Below are 16,937 nucleotides of genomic sequence, written 5' to 3'. Positions count from 1 at the left end.
TCATGCTCACCTACTGGAACCGCGTGGGGCAGAAAAGGGCAGAATCTCTCAAATCTCCGACAAACAGCGTGTCAGGCGCGCTCAATTCAGGCCGAAACGCGCAAGTTCCTTTCGGATACGCTCGCGCGCGGGCTGGTTCCTGAGCGGGAAGGCGGAGAAGAACATCTCGGCATTGGCGTCGGGCCGCTGGCGCTGCACCTCGCGCAGCCAGTCCTGTGCCCGCGCCTCGCGCCCGGCAAGGCCGTTGGCTGCCGCCGCGATCATCGCGATCAGGACATGGGCATGGGGTGCTGCCCCGGCGCGGTCGGCCCAGTCGGCGGCCTCGGCATCCTTGCCCTGCTGCAGAAGCGACAGGGCCCGCGTCCCGAACATGCCGTAAAGCAAGGGATCGAGCGGGCTCAGCCGCAAGGCCAGCTCGACCCCGTCCGAGGCGAGCCGGTTCTCGGCCATCATCGTCGCGGTCAGCGCGCGGGAATAGAAGCCTTGCGCGAAATTCGGGTTGAGGTCGGTGGCCCGCGCCAGCCAGCTTGCCGCCATGTCCATCTGGTCGGTCAGCCAATGCGCCCGGCCATAGGTATAGGCGGCAAAGGAATCCATCGGGTCGATCTCGAGGCTGCGCTCGGCATGGGCGCGGGCGGCCTCGGTCGCTTTGGACCGGTCGGGACCATAGCGCAGGAAGGCTTCCTGAAAGCTGGTGAACGACAGTCCCGCATATGCCCGTGCAAACCCCGGATCGAGGGTCGCCGCGCGGGCAAAGAACTCGGCCGCGTGGCGGTTGCCCTCGGCGGTGAAGCGAAACATCTGGCGCAGGCCCAGATGATAGTTCGCCCAGGCGTCGAGTTGCGAGATGTCGCGCCCCTCGGCCAGCCGCGCCTCGTTCAGCGGTACATGCAATTCCAGTGCGGTGCAGAGCGCCGCCACGATGATCCGCTGCAACTCGGCCAAGCTGTCCAGCGGGCGGGACAGGCGGTCGGTCCACAGGATGCGGGCCGTGGCGGTCTCGACCAGTTCCGGGGTGATGGTCAGGATGCCGCCGTCCAGCGCGACCGTGCCGTTCAGGATGTATCGCGCGCCAAGGCGGGTTCCGACCGCTCCGACATCCAGCCCCGGCTGGTCGAAACGAAAGGACGAGCCGCGCGCGATCACCATGAGCCAGCGCAGCCGCGACAAGGCGCGCAGGATCTCATGCGCCAGCGCCTCGGTCAGGATCGCCTGCCCCGAGGGCAGGCCGATGCCGCGAAAGGGCAGCACGGCAAGCGAAGGCCCGCCCGGCCGCGTGTCGATTATATCCCCGTCGCCCTGACCAGTCAGGCGGATGGCGGGGACGGCGCGAAAGCCTCGGCCGTGGACGGTGCGGATCACCTCCTGCCGCGCGCCATCGTCGCCGATCGCTGCGCGGGCGGCGCGGATGCGGCTGGCGATGCTGGCATCGGTGATGGCGCGGCCCTGCCAGACGGCCTCGACCAGCTCGTCCTTGCTGACCAACCGCCCCTGCGCCTGCATGATCCGGCAAAGGACAAGAAAGACCTGCGGCTCGACCGGGACCGGCTGGCCGTTGCGTCGCAGCTCGAACCGCTGATCGTCCAGTTGAAACTCGCCAAAGCTGCAGATCATGCGCAATTCTATCCGAAAGCGACGGGTTCTGCATGATTTCTTCATGATCCGGTCAAGCATCGCGGTCGCGGTTGCGCTAGTCTTGGACATCGGGCGCAGAAAGGCGCGCCGCATCCCAGCAGAGGGCAATCCCATGCGACAGCAGACGATTCGCACGACCGGCGGCCGTGGCCGTCTTTACGAGAGCATTCTGGACACGGTGGGCGACACGCCGACCATCCGCATCAACAACCTCGCGCCCCCCGGCGTGAAGCTTTACGTGAAGGCCGAGTTCTTCAACCCCGCCTCCTCGGTCAAGGATCGGCTGGCGCTGAACATCATCGAGGCTGCCGAACGCTCGGGCGAGCTTCGCCCCGGACAGACCGTGGTCGAGGCGACCAGCGGCAATACCGGCATCGGCCTTGCGATGGTCTGCGCACAGAAGGGCTATCCGCTGGTCGTCACCATGGCCGACAGCTTCTCGGTCGAGCGGCGGCGCCTGATGCGGATGCTGGGGGCCAAGGTCGTACTGACCCCGCGTGCAGAAAAGGGCACCGGCATGTATAACAAGGCGGTCGAGCTGGCCCGCGAGCATGGCTGGTTCCTTGCCCGCCAGTTCGAGACCTCGGCCAATGCCGATATCCATGAAAGCACCACCGCGCGCGAGATCATGGGCGATTTCGCTGGCGAGCGGCTGGATTATGTCGTGACGGGCTATGGCACCGGCGGGACCGTGACCGGCATTTCGCGCGTGCTGCGTCGGGAGCGGCCGGAGACCAAGATCGTGCTGGCCGAGCCTGCGAATGCGGCCCTCGTCTCCAGCGGGATCGCGCAGCAGCGCGGCGAGGGGCATGCGCCCGCCGCGACCCATCCGGCTTTCGAGCCGCACCCGATTCAGGGCTGGACCCCGGATTTCATCCCCTTCGTCCTGCAGGAGGCGATGGATTCCAAAGGCTATGACGATCTGGTCACGGTTCCCGGCCCCGAAGGCGTCGCCTGGGCGCAGAAACTCGCCTCGGGCGAGGGGATCCTGACCGGCATCTCGGGCGGGGCGACCTTCGCCGTCGCGATGCGGATTGCCGAAGCCGCGCCCGAAGGGACGGTGATCCTCGCCATCCTGCCCGATACGGGCGAGCGTTACCTGTCCACGCCGCTTTTCCAGCAGATCCCCGAGGAGATGGACGAGGCGGAACTGGCGCTCTCGCGCTCGACCCCCGGATACCAGATGGGCTGAAGGAGGGCGAAATGGAAACGCTGGACCCGGTGGACTGGGGTGATTTCGCACGCGTCGCCCATGAGGCGGTGGACCGCGCCATCCTTCACACCCGGACGCTGGGCGACCGGCCGGTCTGGCGTCCGCTGCCTGCTGAAAGCGGCGCGGCCTTCAGGCGGCCCCTGCCGCGCGGGCCGCAGCCCTTGCCCGAAGTGGTCGATGAGGCGTGGCAGGACGTCCTCTCCCATCCGATGGGCAATACCCATCCGCGCTTCTGGATGTGGTATATGGGGGCCTCCAGCCTGACCGGGGCGCTGGCGGATTTTCTTGCCGCTGTCGATGGCTCGAACCTTGGCGGCGGCGCCCATGCCGCGGCCGAGGTCGAGCGGCAGGTGATCGACTGGATGAAGGCGGTCGCGGGTTTCCCGCCCGAGGCAAGCGGCACGCTGACCAGTGGTGGTTCGGCCGCGAATCTGATCGCGCTGACCGTGGCGCGAAACCAAGCAGCCGCCTTCAACCTGCGCGAGGAAGGGGTCGCCGCCCTGCCGCGACCCCTGCGCTTCTACGCCTCGGATCAGGTGCATGGCTGCCACCGCAAGGCGGTCGAGATGCTTGGCCTTGGCAATCGCGCCCTGCGCCGGATCCCCAGCGGCCCGGATTTCCGCCTTGATCCCGTCGCCCTTGCCGCGGCCATCGCCGAGGATCGCCGCGCGGGCTGGCAACCCGCTTGCGTGATCGCGACTGCGGGCACGGTCAATACCGGCGCGATCGACCCGCTGCCGGAACTGGCCGACCTCTGCCAGCGCGAGGGGCTGTGGCTGCATGTCGACGGCTGCATCGGCGCGGTGGCCCGCCTGTCGGAGCGGTATGGCCATCTGCTTCAGGGGATCGAACGCGCGGACAGCCTTGCCTTCGATCCGCACAAGGGGCTGCATGTCCCCTTCGAGGCGGGCTGCGTCCTGCTGCGTGATCCCGCCGCGCATCTGGGCAGTTTCGCGCTTCATTCCGAATATCTCGATCAGGCCGCGCGCGGCATCGCCGCAGGCGGCTGGCTTCTCGACTATGGCTTCCAGACCTCGCGCGGGTTTCGTGCCTTGAAGGTCTGGATGATGATGAAAGAGCATGGCGCGGATCGTTTCGGACGGATCATCGGGCGCAATATCGACCTGGCGCACCGGCTGGCGGCGCGGGTCGATGCCGAGGCGCGGCTCTCGCGGCTGGAGCCTGTGACGCTCGACATCGTCTGCTTCCGCTATGATCCGGGCGGAATAACACCGGAGGCGAGGACCGCGCTCAATATCGAGATCATGATGCGCCTTCAGGAAAGCGGGGTCGCGGCCTTCTCGGACACCACGCTGCGGGGCGAGCATTGGCTTCGCGCAGCGATCTGCAACCACCGCACCACGCCCGAGGATATCGACGCGGCGATCACGGCGCTGGTCGAACTGGGCGATATGCTGAGTTCCGCCGCCACCCGTGGGGGCGCAAGGTGAAAAGAAATGCTCTTCCTCCTTAGGCCGCTCGCGCAGGAAAGTTTCCGGGCCGATCGTCCCTGAACCCGATCCCCGTCGGTCCTGTGCCTGCTGGAGAGGACTCTATTCGCCCGAAACCCACGCATGATGTATGATCCGGTCTTGCCAAGAGGGGTCCGGCATCAGAAATCGGACCCAACGAACAAAGGGGTGCGTGATGAGAACGCTTGCATTTTCGACCTTGGCTGCAATCTGCGTGGCGGGTGCCGCGATGGCAGCCGATTTCGGCCCGCTGGTCGCGCCGGATGAACTCAAGACCCTGACCGCCGCTCCCGACGCGCCGCTGGTCCTCGACATCCGGGGTGAGGCCTATGGCCAGGGCCATATCGAGGGCGCGGTCTCGGCGCCCTATGAACGCTTCCGCGGCCCGGCGACCAATCCGGGCGCGCTGGTCCCCGAGGATCAGCTTGAAGCCACGCTGCGTGAGCTGGGTGTGACGCTGGAGCGTCCGGTGGTGATCGTCCATCAGGGTGAGGACGACAGCGACTTCGGCGCCGCCGCCCGCGTCTACTGGACGCTCAAATCCTCGGGCGTCAGCCATCTTGCGATCCTGAATGGCGGCATGGGCGCATGGAGCGCCGCCGGCCTGCCGCTGGAGACCAAGGCGAACCAGCCGGCGCCGTCGGACGTGGACATCACCTTCTCGCATCGCTGGCTGGCGACGACAGACGACGTCTCGGCAATCGTCAAGGGCGAGCATCAGGCGAAGCTGATCGATTCCCGTCCCGCCCCCTTCTTCGAGGGGCAGAAAAGCCATCCCAATGCCGCGAAGCCCGGCACGCTGCCGGGGGCCGAGAATATCTCGCACGCGGTCTGGTTCAATGATCCGACCGAGGTGATGAACTCGACCGAAGCGACTGATATCGCCGCGAAACTCGGGATCAAGAAGTCCGAGCCGGTGGTGGCCTTCTGCAATACCGGCCATTGGGCCGCGACCGAATGGTTCGCGCTCTCCGAGCTGGCCGGGGTCGAGGACGCCAAGCTCTACCCGGATTCCATGGTCGGCTGGTCGCAGGCGGGCGGCGCGATGGAGAACACGCCCGGCCTGATGCAGAACCTGCTGAACCAGATCAAGGGTAGCAACTGATGACGGACACTGTCGCGGCCCCGGCCACGGGTCAGGCGGCGCAGCGGGGGCTGGTGATCCTCGCGGGGCTGGCGGCGATTGCCGCCGTCGCCCTTTTCGCCGGTGCGCGCTATGGCCTGCTGCTGGCGATCGGGCTTGGCTTCGGGATCGCTCTCGAAGGGCTGCGCTTCGGTTTTGCCGGACCGTGGCGCGCGATGATCCTGCGCCGCGAGCCGGCGGGGATCCTCGCGCAGCTTCTGGCCATCGCCATCGTCTCGGTCGTGGCCTTCCCGATGATCGCGAACCATCCGGGCGAGATCGCGGGGGCGGCGGCACCGATCGGCTATGCCATGATCGCGGGCGCCTTCGTCTTTGGCGCGGCGATGCAGGTGGTGCTGGGCTGCGGCTCGGGCACGCTGGTCAATGCGGGCAGCGGCAATCCGGTCGCGCTGCTGGCGCTGCCCTTCTTCGCCATCGGCAGCTTCCTCGGCGCTTACGGTCTGATCTGGTGGACCGATCTCGGCGCGCTGCCGATTCTGACGCTGACCGGCACCTCGGGCCTGATGCTGACGCTGGCGCTGCTTGCGGGCGTTTCCCTGTTGCTGCTGGTGCTGGCAGCGCCCGGCCAGCGGCGCGTGCCGGCAAGGCTGCTTATCGCGGCGCTGGCCGTCGCGGCGCTGGCGATCGGCAACCTCGTCGTGGCGGGGCAGCCCTGGGGCGTGGTCTATGGCCTCGGCCTCTGGGCGGCGAAGGGTGCGGTCGCACTTGGCGCCGACCTCTCAGGCTCGGCCTTCTGGAGCGCGCCGGGCAATGCCGCGCGGCTGGGCGAGAGCGTGCTGACCGACGTGACCTCGCTGACGAATATCGGCCTTATCGTCGGCGCGTTTCTGGTCGCAAGCTGGCGGACGGGCGGGCTGTCGCAGCCTTTGCCCAGGCTGCCCGCGCGGGCCTGGGTCGCGACGATCGTGGCCGGGTTCCTGCTGGGCTATTCCTCGCGCCTCGCCTTCGGCTGCAATGTCGGTGCCTTCTTCTCGGGGATCTCGACCGGCAGCCTGCATGGCTGGGTCTGGTTCGCCGCCGGTTTCGCCGGATCGGTCGTCGGCGTGAGGCTAAGGCCGCTTCTGGGGATGGAGGGGCGCGCATGACCCGCAGCGTCACCGCCCCCATCGCGATCCTGTTCCTCGGGCTGCTGATGGTCTTCGACCATGCCACCTCCGACCTGAACCCCTACAAGGCGCCGCCGATCATCGCCCTCGGCTCGGGCGTCGTGGCTTCGGGCGGCTTCTGCGGGGCAATGCCCGAATAATCCGCTTGCGCACTTGATCCCCGGCAGAGGCATGGCATTCTGCCGGGGCACCGGAACGACGCGAGCGAGAGGACATGACCCCAGCCCTGCTGACCAATCGCGACGCGCGCCGGCTTTTCCTTGACCGCCATCTTCTCCTCCGGCCCGGATCGGGCAGCGGTCGCGGTGCCGATCTTCAGGGCGTGCTGGGCGGGCTGGGCTTCGTGCAGGTCGACAGCGTCAACACACTGGCGCGTTCGCATGACCTGATCCTGTGGTCGCGCCGTGGGCAGTATCGTCCGCCCGCGCTGGACCGGATGATCGCGCGGGACCGCGCGGGGTTCGAGCACTGGACCCATGACGCGGCCATCATCCCGATGCAATTCTATCCGATGTGGCGGCTGAAATTCACCCGCGACGAGGCGCGGATGCGCCAACGCTGGCCGAAATGGCGGCGCGAGGGATGGGATTCGGAAATCGACACCGTCCTGCAGCGCATTGCCGATACCGGCCCCGCCTCTTCGCGCGACGTGGGCGAGGGGGAGGAGCGGGGCTCCTCGGGCTGGTGGGACTGGCACCCGTCCAAGACCGCGCTGGAATATCTCTGGCGTTCGGGCCGACTGGCGATCCGGCACCGGCAGGGCTTTCGCAAGGTCTATGACCTGAGCGAGCGGGTCATTCCCGCGGAATATATCGGCCAGCATGTCGAGGACGAGCGCATCGTCGACTGGGCGATGTCGGCGGCCCTCGACCGGCTGGGCTTTGCCACCAGCGGCGAGCTTGCCGCCTTTTTCGAGATCGCGACGCGAGACGAGGCGAAGGCATGGTGCGCGGCGGCGCTGTCCAGCAGCCGGATCGTTCCGGTGGATGTCGAAGGCGCGGATGGTGCGCTGCGCCGGTCCTTCACGACGCCCGAATTGCTGGATCTGCTGCCGGATCTGCCCGAGCCGATTGACAGGGTGCGTATCCTCTCGCCCTTCGATCCCGCCTTGCGTGATCGCGCCCGAGCAGAGCGGTTGTTCGGCTTTCACTACCGGATCGAGATCTTCGTCCCGGCCGAGCGTCGCCGCTATGGCTATTACGTCTTTCCGGTCATGCAGGGCGCGCGGATGATCGGCAGGCTCGACGCCAAGCGCGAGGCGGGCGGGCTTTCGGTAGCGGCTTTCTGGCCCGAGCCGGGGATCCGCATTGGCAAGCAGCGCCTGAAGGGGCTGCGGGCCGAGCTTGAGCGGATCGCCTCCTTCGCGGGGCTGGAGCGGATCGAGATGGCCGCGGACTGGCTGCGCGCGTGATCCCGCGCCTCACGGCTGCCTAGGACCGGCCGGGCTGAAGCGGGCTGCGGTCGATATTGACCATCGCGGCCCCGAGGCGCGGATCGGCGGCGACGGTCTCGCGATGCCGGGGCAGGGCGAATTGCTGCTCGCGTTGCAGATAGGCCAGAAGCTTCTCGCGGATCTCGCAGCGCAGGTCGAAGGCCTTCCCGGCATGGGAGGCGCTGGCGAGGATGCGGACCTCGACCACATTCTCGCGGAAATCGGTCACTTGCAGCACGAAGACATCGCGGTTCCACAAGGGCGAGGCGCGGACGATACGCTCGGCCTCGGCCCGAAGGTCGGGGATCGAGACCTCGTAATCGAGATAGATCAGCACGGTCCCGATCAGCGTCGCATCGCTGCGCGTCCAATTCTGGAACGGCTGCTCCATGAAGTAGTTGAGGGGCACGATCAGCCGGCGCTTGTCCCAGATCCGCACGACGACATAGGTGGCGGTGATTTCCTCGACATTGCCCCATTCGCCCTCGACGATCACCGCGTCGTCAATGCGGATCGGCTGCGTCACGGCAAGCTGGATGCCCGCGAACAGGTTTCGCAGCACCGGTTGCAGGGCAAGACCCACCACGATCCCCGCCGCCCCGGCCGAGGCGAGCAGGCTGACACCGTATTGCCGCACCCCGTCGATGGTCATCAGCGCCGCGCTGAGCCCGACCGCGACCAGCAGGACCGAGGCGACCCGTTCGAGGATGCGCGTCTGCGTGACATGTTTTCGCGCCAGCAGGTTGTCCTCGACATCCAGACGAAAGCGCCGCAGATGCAGCGTCATCCAGATTTCCAGCATGATGCGCAGCACCCATGTCACGCAGGCGATGAAGGCGATCAGCATTGCGTGGCGCAGCATTTGCCCCTCGCGCAGCGGCAGGGGCGCGATATTGGCGGCGAAGGACACCGCCATGATCATCATGCCCAGCTGCACCGGCCCCCGTGTCCGCGACAGCAGCTTGCGCCAGAACTCGTCACTGTGGCGCATGGCCCTTTGCGCCAGCAGGTAAAGCAGGAAGCAGGCCGCCCATGCGGCGGCCAGAGCGACGACAAAGATCAGGCTGGTTTCCATCCAGGAGCGCATCGGGCCTCCGGTTTCATGCTGGTTTCCGTTAAGCGCCAGGCCCGCCTCGATGAAAAGGCTGGATGGTCCGCCCGGCGGTCCATCTCCGGGTCGTCCTGACGCGATTGCGTTTTTGGAACGACTGCCGGGTGGGGATGTTCCCCCGGCTCAAGATCCCGTGAAGTCGGATGGGGTCAGGCTTCCGCGCGCGAAGCCACGAAGAACAGCCGCGGAAAGGCCAGAAGGCACCGCCCGTCGGATTCGGGATAGGCGGGCGCGATTTCCTCGCGATAGGCGTGCAGGAACGACGCCTGCTCGTCCACGTCGAGGGTGGCGAGATAGGGACGCAGGGCCGATCCCTTGAACCATTCCACGATGGCATCGACGCCTTCGAGTTCGTGGTTATAGACCGTCCGCCAGATATCCACCCGCGTGGCATGGGGCCTGAGCAGCGCGTGGAGCGCGGGCGGCCGCATCAGCGGCTTGCGGCGCGCATTCGCGGACCCCATCCGCGCCGACCAGCGCGGATCATCGGCCACCTTACGCATCGCGCGATGCGAGGGCTCGTCGAGATTGTCGGGCATCTGGACCGCCAGCGCACCGCCCGGCGAGAGCAGATTCACGAGGCGGACGAACAATGCCTCGTGATCCTCGACCCATTGCAGCGAGGCATTGGCAAAGATCACGTCGGGCGGGGTGGTGGGCCGCCAATCCTCGATCGTGTCGGGCAGGAACTCGCATTCCGGCAATTTCCTTCGTGCGGTCGCGATCATGTCGGGGTCGGAATCGATGCCGACGATCCGCGCCGCCGGATAGCGCCGCGCAAGCAGGGCGGTCGAATTGCCCGGCCCGCTGCCCAGATCGACGACAAGATCGGGCCGCTCTACCGGGACCGCGTTCAGAAGGTCGCGGGCGGGGCGGGTCCGGTCGTCCAGAAACCGGGAATATTGCGACGCGCTCCAACCCATGCCGATTCCCTAATCCCTTGGAAAGACCAATCCCTCAAAGAGCTTCCGCGCCGTGCGCAGCGTGCCCGCGCCGGTCACTTTGCCTTCGGCGTCCTGCTCGATCAAGACCTCGGCCGCGCCGCTTGGATGCTCGACCAGAAAGCGGCCGTCGGTCGGCAGGCGGGCCAATGCGGCGGCGGGCGTGCCGGGCAGGGTGCAGGCGGTCGCCACGCTGACGGCGGCAAAGACCCCGATCGAGGCATGGGCGCGATGCGGAATGAAGCTGCGCGTCCCGATCGTGCCGCCCGCGGCCGGGGCCGAAACCAGCGTCATCTTGGGCACGGATTTTTCGGTGACATCGCCAAGGTTCATCAGCGCTCCGGCCTTGAGGCGGATGGCCTCGACCCGCGCCCTGAGCTTGCCGTCGGCCTCCAGCGCCTCACGGTCCTCGTTGCCGGTCAGGCCGAAATCCGAGGCGCGCATGATGACGCAGGGCATGCCGTTGTCGATCAGGGTGCAGGCGACGCCCTCGATCACGTCGACCGCATTGCCGCTGGGCAGTAATGCCCCGCACATCGACCCGGCGATGTTCTGAAACATCAGCGGCACAGGTGCTGCGCTGCCCGGCACGCCGTCGATAGTGGCCTCGCCCGCATAGGTCACGCGCCCGCCGGGGGTCTGGACGCGGGCCAGCGCCACCTCGCCCGTGTTCAGCATGTGGATGCGGACCGGGGTTTCCTCGGCCGCGACAGGGACCAGCCCGCGCTCGATCGCGGCGGGGCCGACGCCGGCCAGGATATTGCCGCAGGCCTGCGCGCCCGAGACCAGTGCCTGATCGACAAAGACCTGCAGGAACAGGTAATCCACATCCGCATCCGCGCGCGAGGACGGAGACAGGATCGCGACCTTCGAGGTCAGCGGATCCGCGCCCCCGATCCCGTCGATCTGGCGCGGATCGGGGCTGCCCATGATCCTGAGCAGCAGGTCGTCACGCGCCGCCGGGTCATTCGGCAGGTCCGAGGCGAGGAAATAGGCCCCCTTGGAGGTGCCGCCCCGCATCCAGAGGCAGGGGATGCCCGCCTCAGACATATTTCAGCCCCTTGGCCGCGAGGCGGGGGCGCATGTCATAGATGTCGAGGCCCAGCTCTCCGGCAGCCAGTCGTTGCCGCTTGGCCTCCTCGGCCGCGACACGCTGGCGCGCGGCGTCCAGAACGGCCGCAGCATCGGCGCGGCGCACGACGCAGACCCCGTCATCATCCGCGACGATGACGTCTCCGGCCTCGATCGCCTGTCCGGCGCAGACCACCGGGACATTGACCGATCCCAGCGTCTCCTTGACCGTGCCCTGCGCGCTGATGGCCTTCGACCAGACCGGAAAGCCCATCTGGGTCAGGTCGCGGATATCGCGGACGCCCGCGTCGATCACCAGTCCCCGGCACCCCCGCGCCATGGCCGAGGTCGCGAGCAGATCGCCGAAATAGCCATTGTCGCAGGGCGAGGTGGGCGCAAGGACCAGAATATCGCCGTCCTGCAACTGCTCGATCGCGACATGCAGCATCCAGTTGTCGCCGGGCGGCGCGCTGATCGTCACCGCGCTGCCCGCGATCCGCGCGCCGGGGTAGATCGGGCGCATGTAGCTCGCAAGGCAGCCGATCCGGCCCTGCGCCTCATGGACGGTGGCGACGCCGGCCTCGGCCAGACCTGCGATGATTGCCGCATCGACGCGGGAAATGTTCTGAACAACCTTGGCCATGGCTCAGCCTTTCTTCACCGGCGGGGTGCCGTGGGTGTGGAATGTCTCGATGGTCTTCAGGCCCCAGGCCTGACCCTTCTTGCGGTCGGCCTCGGTCCAAACCACCGGCTGCCAGTCGGGGGCGAGGATCAGCCGCGCCCCGGCATTGGCGAGTTCCACCCGGTTCCCAGCCGGCTCCCAGACATAAAGGAAGAACGTCCCCTGAATCGCGTGCTTATGCGGCCCGGTCTCGATATGGACGCCGTTCTGCAGGAAGATGTCGGCGGCGCGCAGGATGTCCTCGCGCTGGTCGGTGGCATAGGTGACGTGATGCAGCCGCGCCTCGCCGCCGCCATGCTCCTCGGTGCAGGCGAGGTCATAGGACTTGTTGTTGACGGTGAACCAGCAGCCGCCGATCCGGCCATTGTCGAGCTGGATCATTTCGGTCACGCGGCTGCCAAGGCAGGTCTCCATGAAGCGCCGGAACTCGGTCACGTCCGAGGCCAGCAGGTTCAGGTGATCCAGCCGGCGCGGCGCGGCGCCGGTGAAGGCGCTGGCGGTGTTCTTCAGCGCGGCGCGCTCCGCCTCCTGCTCAGGACTATACCAGACCGTGTCGTAATAGATCTCGAAGACATGGCCGAAGGGATCCTCGAAGCGGAAGGCGCGGCCGTGGGACTGGTCGCCATCCACCCAGCCAAGGATCTTGTAGCCCGAGGCCTCGATCGCCGCGACGCGGCGCGCAAGGGCTTCGGGCGAGGCGGCGCGATAGGCGACATGGCCGATGCCGGTGGTCGCGGCCCGCGTCAGCTTCAGCGTGGCATGTTCGTAATCGTCCCAGGCGCGCAGATAGGCGCTGGTTTCGTCCTGACCCGAGAGCTTCAGCCCATAGATGCGGGTGAAGAAATCAAGGCTTTCGTCGAAGCGGTCGGTCAGCATCTCGACATGGGCGAGATGGGCAATGTCGTGGCAGGCTTCCATCAGAGTTCATCCACGGTGCGCGGGAAGATCGACTGGAAGCCCTCGGCATATTGGGCCTTGCGCCCGCCCGACTGGCCGCCCGAGTTCCGCATGAAATGGTTGGCGCGGTTCTGGGCGACGCGGGTATAGAACTCCCACAGATGCTCCTGTCCTTCCATGCATTCGATGGCGGCGCGCTTCTTGTCCCAGACCGGGGTGATGTCGAGGAAGGTGTCGGGCTTCCAGCCCATCTGCTCGGTCTGGTGCGGCTCGAACAGGTAAAGCTGCGGCGCGCCCAGCACCTTCTGGCCCGGCTCATGTCCCCAGGCCTGCGCGATCATCCGGCATTCCAGCGCCACCTGCGTCGCATACATGTGGTCGGTGTTGTAGGGATCATACTGGCTGTGGCTCAGCATGAAGCTTGGCTGCACCTTGCGGATCACATCGACCAGCCGGAACTTGTCCTCCTGCTCCAGATGCAGGGGATAGTCGCCAAGATCGAATTCGATCAGGTCATGGACACCAAGCGCCTGCGCCGCCTTTTCGGCCTCGGCGCGGCGGGCGGACTTGACCCGGTCGAGGGTCATTCCCGGTTCCTTCCACAGTTTCGCGCTTTCGCCACGCTCGCCGAAGGACAGGCAGACAACGGTGACCTCATAGCCCTTCTCGGCATGCAAGGCGATCGCGCCACCGCAGCGCCAGACGAAATCGGCAGCATGGGCCGAGATGACGAGGGCGGTTTTCTTGTCGGACATTATCTTCCTCCGGGTTTGTTGGGGGAAATCTGTCGCGGCCATTCTGCGGGCGCAAATTGGAAGCGCGGCAAGTGCGATAAATTTGTGCTATAGGGCGGCGGTCGGCAGGCCCTCTGGCCATGCTGCGTCTTCGATGTTCCGGGCGTAACGATCTGAATACGCGAGATCCGAACCATTCTTCGCCCGCCACGGTCGCTTTCAGATGGCCGCCACCCTTCCGATAGACAGAAACTATCGACAGGGTTGTAACAATCGATTTTACACTCATGCTGCAACTGCATAAGGAGGGGCCACGACTTACGGAAAGGACCATTTCATGGCGCTCATCAATACCAAGATCCGCTCGTTCAAGGCTCAGGCGTTCAAGCAGGGCAAGTTCGTCGAAGTGACCGAAGCCGATGCGCTTGGCAAATGGTCGGTGTTCTTCTTCTATCCGGCCGACTTCACCTTTGTCTGCCCGACCGAGCTGGGCGACCTGGCCGACCATTACGAAGAGTTGCAAAAGCTGGGCGTCGAGGTGTTCTCGGTTTCGACCGACACGCATTTCACCCACAAGGCCTGGCATGACAGCTCCGAAACGATCGGCAAGATCCAGTATACCATGATCGGCGACCCCGTCGGCCTGATCACCCGCAGCTTCGACGCGATGCGCGAAGAGCAGGGGCTTGCCGACCGCGCCACCTTCATCGTCGATCCCGATGGCATCATCCAGGCGATGGAAATCACCGCCGAAGGCATCGGCCGCGACGCCTCGGACCTCGTGCGCAAGATCAAGGCCGCGCAATATGTCCGCTCGCATCCGGGTGAAGTCTGCCCCGCAAAGTGGCAGGAAGGCGAGGAAACCCTCGCTCCGTCGCTCGATCTCGTCGGCAAGATCTGATCTGGCCGGGGCCGGTTCTTCCGGCCCCACCCAATGATTTCGGAAAGGACGCGCCATGCTTGACGCCAATATGAAAACCCAGCTCAAGGCCTATCTGGAACGCCTCGTGCGCCCGGTCGAGATTACCGCCCATGCCGATGATGGCGCGAAATCGCGCGAGATGCTGGCGCTGCTCGAGGACATTCGCAGCCTTTCCGACAAGATCACCGTGACCCGCGCCGAGGGCGGCGAGCGGGTGCCGTCCTTTGCGCTGACCTCTCCCGGGCAGGACATCCGCCTTGCCTTTGCCGGTCTGCCGATGGGGCATGAGTTCACCTCGCTCGTGCTGGCGCTGTTGCAGGTCGGGGGCTATCCGCCCAAGGCCGAACAGGCGCTGCTGGACCAGATCCGCGCGCTGAAGGGCCATTTCCGTTTCGAGACCTATTTCTCGCTTTCCTGCCAGAACTGCCCCGATGTGGTGCAGGCGCTGAACCTGATGGCGGTGCTGAACCCGGGGATCGAGCATGTCGCCATCGACGGCGCGCTGTTCCAGCCCGAGGTCGAGGCGCGCCAGATCATGTCCGTGCCCACCATCTTCCTGAATGGCGAGCCTTTCGGCGCAGGCCGGATGGGGGCCGAGGAAATCCTCGCCAAGATCGACACCGGCGCCGCCGACCGTGCGGCCGAGGCGATCAATGCGCAGGCCCCGTTCGACGTGCTGGTCGTTGGCGGCGGGCCTGCCGGTGCCGCAGCCGCTGTCTATGCCGCGCGCAAGGGCATCCGCACCGGCGTTCTGGCCGAGCGTTTCGGCGGGCAGGTTCTGGACACAATGGCGATCGAGAACCTGATCTCGGTTCCCCATACCGAGGGGCCGAAGCTGGCCCGCGCGCTGGAAACCCATGTCCGCGAATATGACGTCGAGATCATGAACGGCCAGCAGGCGACCCGCCTCGAAGAGGTGACGGACGGCTTCCGCGTCACGCTCGCCTCGGGCGCGGCGCTGACGGCGGCTTCGGTCATCCTTTCGACCGGCGCGCGCTGGCGGCGCATGGGTGTGCCCGGCGAAGAGAAATATCTGAACAAGGGCGTGGCCTTCTGCCCGCATTGCGATGGTCCGCTGTTCAAGGGCAAGCGCATCGCCGTCATCGGCGGCGGCAATTCCGGCGCCGAGGCCGCGATCGACCTTGCCGGGCTGGTCGCGCATGTCACCCTGATCGAGTTCGACAAGCATCTGCGCGCCGATGACGTGTTGCAGCGCAAGCTGAAAAGCTTGCCGAACGTCTCCATCCTGACCAATGCCCGCACCACCGAGGTCAAGGGCGACGGCAGCCGCGTCACCGGCCTCAGCTATGAGAACCGCGCCAGCGGCGAACTGGTCGACCTGCCGCTGGAGGGGATCTTCGTCCAGATCGGGTTGGTTCCGAACACCGAATGGCTGAAGGGCACGCTGACCCTGTCCCCGCGCGGGGAGATCGTCACCGACGCGCATGGCGCGACCTCGATCCCCGGGGTCTTCGCGGCGGGCGACTGCACCACCGCTCCCTACAAGCAGATCGTGATCGCGATGGGCGAGGGGGCGCGCGCCTCGCTTGCGGCCTTCGACCACCTGATCCGCATTCCGGTCGGCGAGAAGGCTGCCTGAGGACAGAAAGTGAAGCTGCGCGATCTGGAATATCTTGTCGCAATTGCCGATCAGGGCAACTTCCATCGCGCAGCCGATATCTGCGGGGTCAGCCAGCCGACGCTTTCGGCCCAGATCCGCAAGCTCGAGGAAGAACTGGGCCTGCCGCTGTTCGAGCGTTCGCCCAGAAAGATCACGCTGACGCAGGCGGGTAGCCTGATCCTGGCCCGCGCCCGGCGCATTCTGGACGAGGTGTCCCAGATCCGAACCGAGGCCGACAACCTGCGCGAGACCGGAACCCCCAGCCTGCATCTGGGGGTCTTTCCGACGCTTGGCCCCTATCTGCTGCCCCATACCATCCCACGGTTTCGCAAACGCTTTCCGGGCGTCGAGTTGCTGTTGACCGAAGAGAAAAGCAGCAGCCTGATCGGGAAACTGGTGGGCGGCCAGATCGACGCGGCCTTGCTGGCCCTGCCGGTCCATGACATCCATCTGACCGGCCGTGTCCTGTTCGAGGAGCCGTTCCGGCTGGCCGTTCCCTCGGACCATCCGGTGACGCGGCAGGGCACGCCCCTTGGCCTCGATGCCCTGGCGGGTCAAAGCCTGATGCTGCTGGAAAGGGGCCATTGCCTGCGCGAGCAGGCGCTGGACCTCTGCCGCGAGGTCGGCGCGAGCGAGTTCGAGGATTTCCGCGCCACGAGTCTGGAAACCCTGCGCCAGATGGTCATGGCCGGGGTCGGCATGACCCTGCTTCCGGCCCTTGCCTGCCGGCAGACCGAGGGGATGGTGGCGCTTCCCGTCGCTTCCGCGCGGTTCCAGCGCCAGATCGGCCTGTTCTGGCGCAAGTCGACCAGTCAGGACCGGCTCATGGCCTCGCTTGCCGATCTTCTGAGCGAGGTGGCGGCCGACCTTCTGGCTCTGGGCAAGGTTGCCTCGACGCAAGGCTGAAGCCGTAAGGCGCGGATCAGGCCCCGCCAGTTCCCCGAAGATAGCCGGAA

16 protein-coding genes are annotated in these 16,937 nt (G+C 66.4%); 9 read left to right on the top strand and 7 right to left on the bottom strand.

Annotated elements, in window-relative coordinates:
* Window positions 1-81: 81 nt before the first annotated feature.
* Window positions 82-1,614 (bottom strand): winged helix-turn-helix domain-containing tetratricopeptide repeat protein, encoded by a 1,533-nt coding sequence (locus tag VNQ78_RS14120; RefSeq protein WP_325690848.1) that lies wholly within the window; start codon window positions 1,612-1,614, stop codon window positions 82-84.
* A 133-nt stretch (window positions 1,615-1,747) separates the two neighbouring features.
* Between VNQ78_RS14120 and VNQ78_RS14115 the strand changes: the two genes are divergently transcribed.
* The 6 genes from VNQ78_RS14115 to VNQ78_RS14090 all read left to right on the top strand — a co-directional run bounded on the left by VNQ78_RS14115 (window position 1,748) and on the right by VNQ78_RS14090 (window position 7,981).
* A complete protein-coding gene (locus tag VNQ78_RS14115; RefSeq protein WP_325690846.1) occupies window positions 1,748-2,827 on the top strand; it encodes a PLP-dependent cysteine synthase family protein in 1,080 nt (359 codons plus the stop codon).
* 11 nt (window positions 2,828-2,838) lie between these two features.
* A complete protein-coding gene (locus VNQ78_RS14110) occupies window positions 2,839-4,299 on the top strand; it encodes a pyridoxal phosphate-dependent decarboxylase family protein (protein ID WP_325690844.1) in 1,461 nt (486 codons plus the stop codon).
* A gap of 196 nt (window positions 4,300-4,495) precedes the next feature.
* The gene (locus tag VNQ78_RS14105) at window positions 4,496-5,425 is read left to right on the top strand and encodes a sulfurtransferase (RefSeq protein ID WP_325690840.1); all 930 of its coding nucleotides are present in this window, start codon (window positions 4,496-4,498) and stop codon (window positions 5,423-5,425) included.
* Window positions 5,425-6,549, top strand: coding sequence for a YeeE/YedE family protein (locus VNQ78_RS14100; RefSeq protein WP_325690838.1), 1,125 nt, complete (start codon window positions 5,425-5,427; stop codon window positions 6,547-6,549). Before VNQ78_RS14105 ends, VNQ78_RS14100 begins: the two co-directional genes overlap by 1 nt.
* Window positions 6,546-6,710: a hypothetical protein gene (locus tag VNQ78_RS14095; protein ID WP_325690836.1), complete on the top strand. Its 165-nt coding sequence runs from the start codon at window positions 6,546-6,548 to the stop codon at window positions 6,708-6,710. The genes VNQ78_RS14100 and VNQ78_RS14095 overlap by 4 nt, the downstream gene beginning before the upstream one ends.
* A 74-nt stretch (window positions 6,711-6,784) precedes the next feature.
* Complete coding sequence (locus tag VNQ78_RS14090; protein WP_325690833.1) at window positions 6,785-7,981, top strand: winged helix-turn-helix domain-containing protein; 1,197 nt, start codon at window positions 6,785-6,787, stop codon at window positions 7,979-7,981.
* 19 nt (window positions 7,982-8,000) lie between these two features.
* Here VNQ78_RS14090 and VNQ78_RS14085 read toward each other — a convergent pair whose 3' ends face one another.
* The 6 genes from VNQ78_RS14085 to VNQ78_RS14060 form a co-directional block, all read right to left on the bottom strand.
* Window positions 8,001-9,089 (bottom strand): mechanosensitive ion channel family protein, encoded by a 1,089-nt coding sequence (locus VNQ78_RS14085; RefSeq protein ID WP_325690830.1) that lies wholly within the window; start codon window positions 9,087-9,089, stop codon window positions 8,001-8,003.
* A gap of 173 nt (window positions 9,090-9,262) precedes the next feature.
* Window positions 9,263-10,036 (bottom strand): trans-aconitate 2-methyltransferase, encoded by a 774-nt coding sequence (gene tam / locus VNQ78_RS14080; protein WP_325690828.1) that lies wholly within the window; start codon window positions 10,034-10,036, stop codon window positions 9,263-9,265.
* A 9-nt stretch (window positions 10,037-10,045) separates the two neighbouring features.
* A complete protein-coding gene (locus VNQ78_RS14075) occupies window positions 10,046-11,104 on the bottom strand; it encodes a 4-oxalomesaconate tautomerase (protein WP_325690826.1) in 1,059 nt (352 codons plus the stop codon).
* Window positions 11,097-11,768, bottom strand: coding sequence for a 4-carboxy-4-hydroxy-2-oxoadipate aldolase/oxaloacetate decarboxylase (locus VNQ78_RS14070; RefSeq protein ID WP_325690823.1), 672 nt, complete (start codon window positions 11,766-11,768; stop codon window positions 11,097-11,099). Before VNQ78_RS14070 ends, VNQ78_RS14075 begins: the two co-directional genes overlap by 8 nt.
* A gap of 3 nt (window positions 11,769-11,771) precedes the next feature.
* Window positions 11,772-12,725 (bottom strand): VOC family protein, encoded by a 954-nt coding sequence (locus tag VNQ78_RS14065; protein WP_325690821.1) that lies wholly within the window; start codon window positions 12,723-12,725, stop codon window positions 11,772-11,774.
* On the bottom strand, window positions 12,725-13,459 hold the full coding sequence (locus tag VNQ78_RS14060) for a PIG-L deacetylase family protein (protein ID WP_325690819.1): 735 nt from the start codon (window positions 13,457-13,459) through the stop codon (window positions 12,725-12,727). The genes VNQ78_RS14065 and VNQ78_RS14060 overlap by 1 nt, the downstream gene beginning before the upstream one ends.
* Before the next feature lie 316 nt (window positions 13,460-13,775).
* Here VNQ78_RS14060 and ahpC point away from each other — a divergent pair, with 316 nt between their 5' ends.
* Genes ahpC through VNQ78_RS14045 form a run of 3 tightly spaced genes read left to right on the top strand, consistent with a single transcriptional unit; the run spans window position 13,776 to window position 16,887 of the window.
* On the top strand, window positions 13,776-14,339 hold the full coding sequence (ahpC, locus tag VNQ78_RS14055; RefSeq protein WP_325690817.1) for an alkyl hydroperoxide reductase subunit C: 564 nt from the start codon (window positions 13,776-13,778) through the stop codon (window positions 14,337-14,339).
* A 55-nt stretch (window positions 14,340-14,394) separates the two neighbouring features.
* Window positions 14,395-15,960 (top strand): alkyl hydroperoxide reductase subunit F, encoded by a 1,566-nt coding sequence (gene ahpF / locus VNQ78_RS14050; RefSeq protein ID WP_325690815.1) that lies wholly within the window; start codon window positions 14,395-14,397, stop codon window positions 15,958-15,960.
* Between the two features lie 9 nt (window positions 15,961-15,969).
* Window positions 15,970-16,887, top strand: a complete 918-nt coding sequence (locus tag VNQ78_RS14045) for a LysR substrate-binding domain-containing protein (RefSeq protein WP_325690813.1) — start codon at window positions 15,970-15,972, stop codon at window positions 16,885-16,887.
* Window positions 16,888-16,937 lie beyond the last annotated feature (50 nt).

Origin of the sequence: Paracoccus sp. (in: a-proteobacteria), assembly GCF_035556475.1 — a bacterium.
In the GTDB taxonomy this organism is placed as follows: domain Bacteria; phylum Pseudomonadota; class Alphaproteobacteria; order Rhodobacterales; family Rhodobacteraceae; genus Paracoccus.
Note: the sequence above shows the minus strand (reverse complement) of the source record. Positions and strands in the feature narration are given on the sequence as shown.

Coding starts and splice junctions, on each gene's coding strand:
- VNQ78_RS14105 (WP_325690840.1), top strand. CDS start 4,496: ATGAGAACGCTTGCATTTTCGACCTTGGCTGCAATCTGCGTGGCGGGT.
- VNQ78_RS14070 (WP_325690823.1), bottom strand. CDS start 11,768: ATGGCCAAGGTTGTTCAGAACATTTCCCGCGTCGATGCGGCAATCATC.
- VNQ78_RS14075 (WP_325690826.1), bottom strand. CDS start 11,104: ATGTCTGAGGCGGGCATCCCCTGCCTCTGGATGCGGGGCGGCACCTCC.
- VNQ78_RS14100 (WP_325690838.1), top strand. CDS start 5,425: ATGACGGACACTGTCGCGGCCCCGGCCACGGGTCAGGCGGCGCAGCGG.
- tam (WP_325690828.1), bottom strand. CDS start 10,036: ATGGGTTGGAGCGCGTCGCAATATTCCCGGTTTCTGGACGACCGGACC.
- VNQ78_RS14085 (WP_325690830.1), bottom strand. CDS start 9,089: ATGCGCTCCTGGATGGAAACCAGCCTGATCTTTGTCGTCGCTCTGGCC.
- VNQ78_RS14090 (WP_325690833.1), top strand. CDS start 6,785: ATGACCCCAGCCCTGCTGACCAATCGCGACGCGCGCCGGCTTTTCCTT.
- VNQ78_RS14060 (WP_325690819.1), bottom strand. CDS start 13,459: ATGTCCGACAAGAAAACCGCCCTCGTCATCTCGGCCCATGCTGCCGAT.
- ahpF (WP_325690815.1), top strand. CDS start 14,395: ATGCTTGACGCCAATATGAAAACCCAGCTCAAGGCCTATCTGGAACGC.
- VNQ78_RS14095 (WP_325690836.1), top strand. CDS start 6,546: ATGACCCGCAGCGTCACCGCCCCCATCGCGATCCTGTTCCTCGGGCTG.
- VNQ78_RS14065 (WP_325690821.1), bottom strand. CDS start 12,725: ATGGAAGCCTGCCACGACATTGCCCATCTCGCCCATGTCGAGATGCTG.
- ahpC (WP_325690817.1), top strand. CDS start 13,776: ATGGCGCTCATCAATACCAAGATCCGCTCGTTCAAGGCTCAGGCGTTC.
- VNQ78_RS14120 (WP_325690848.1), bottom strand. CDS start 1,614: ATGATCTGCAGCTTTGGCGAGTTTCAACTGGACGATCAGCGGTTCGAG.
- VNQ78_RS14115 (WP_325690846.1), top strand. CDS start 1,748: ATGCGACAGCAGACGATTCGCACGACCGGCGGCCGTGGCCGTCTTTAC.
- VNQ78_RS14110 (WP_325690844.1), top strand. CDS start 2,839: ATGGAAACGCTGGACCCGGTGGACTGGGGTGATTTCGCACGCGTCGCC.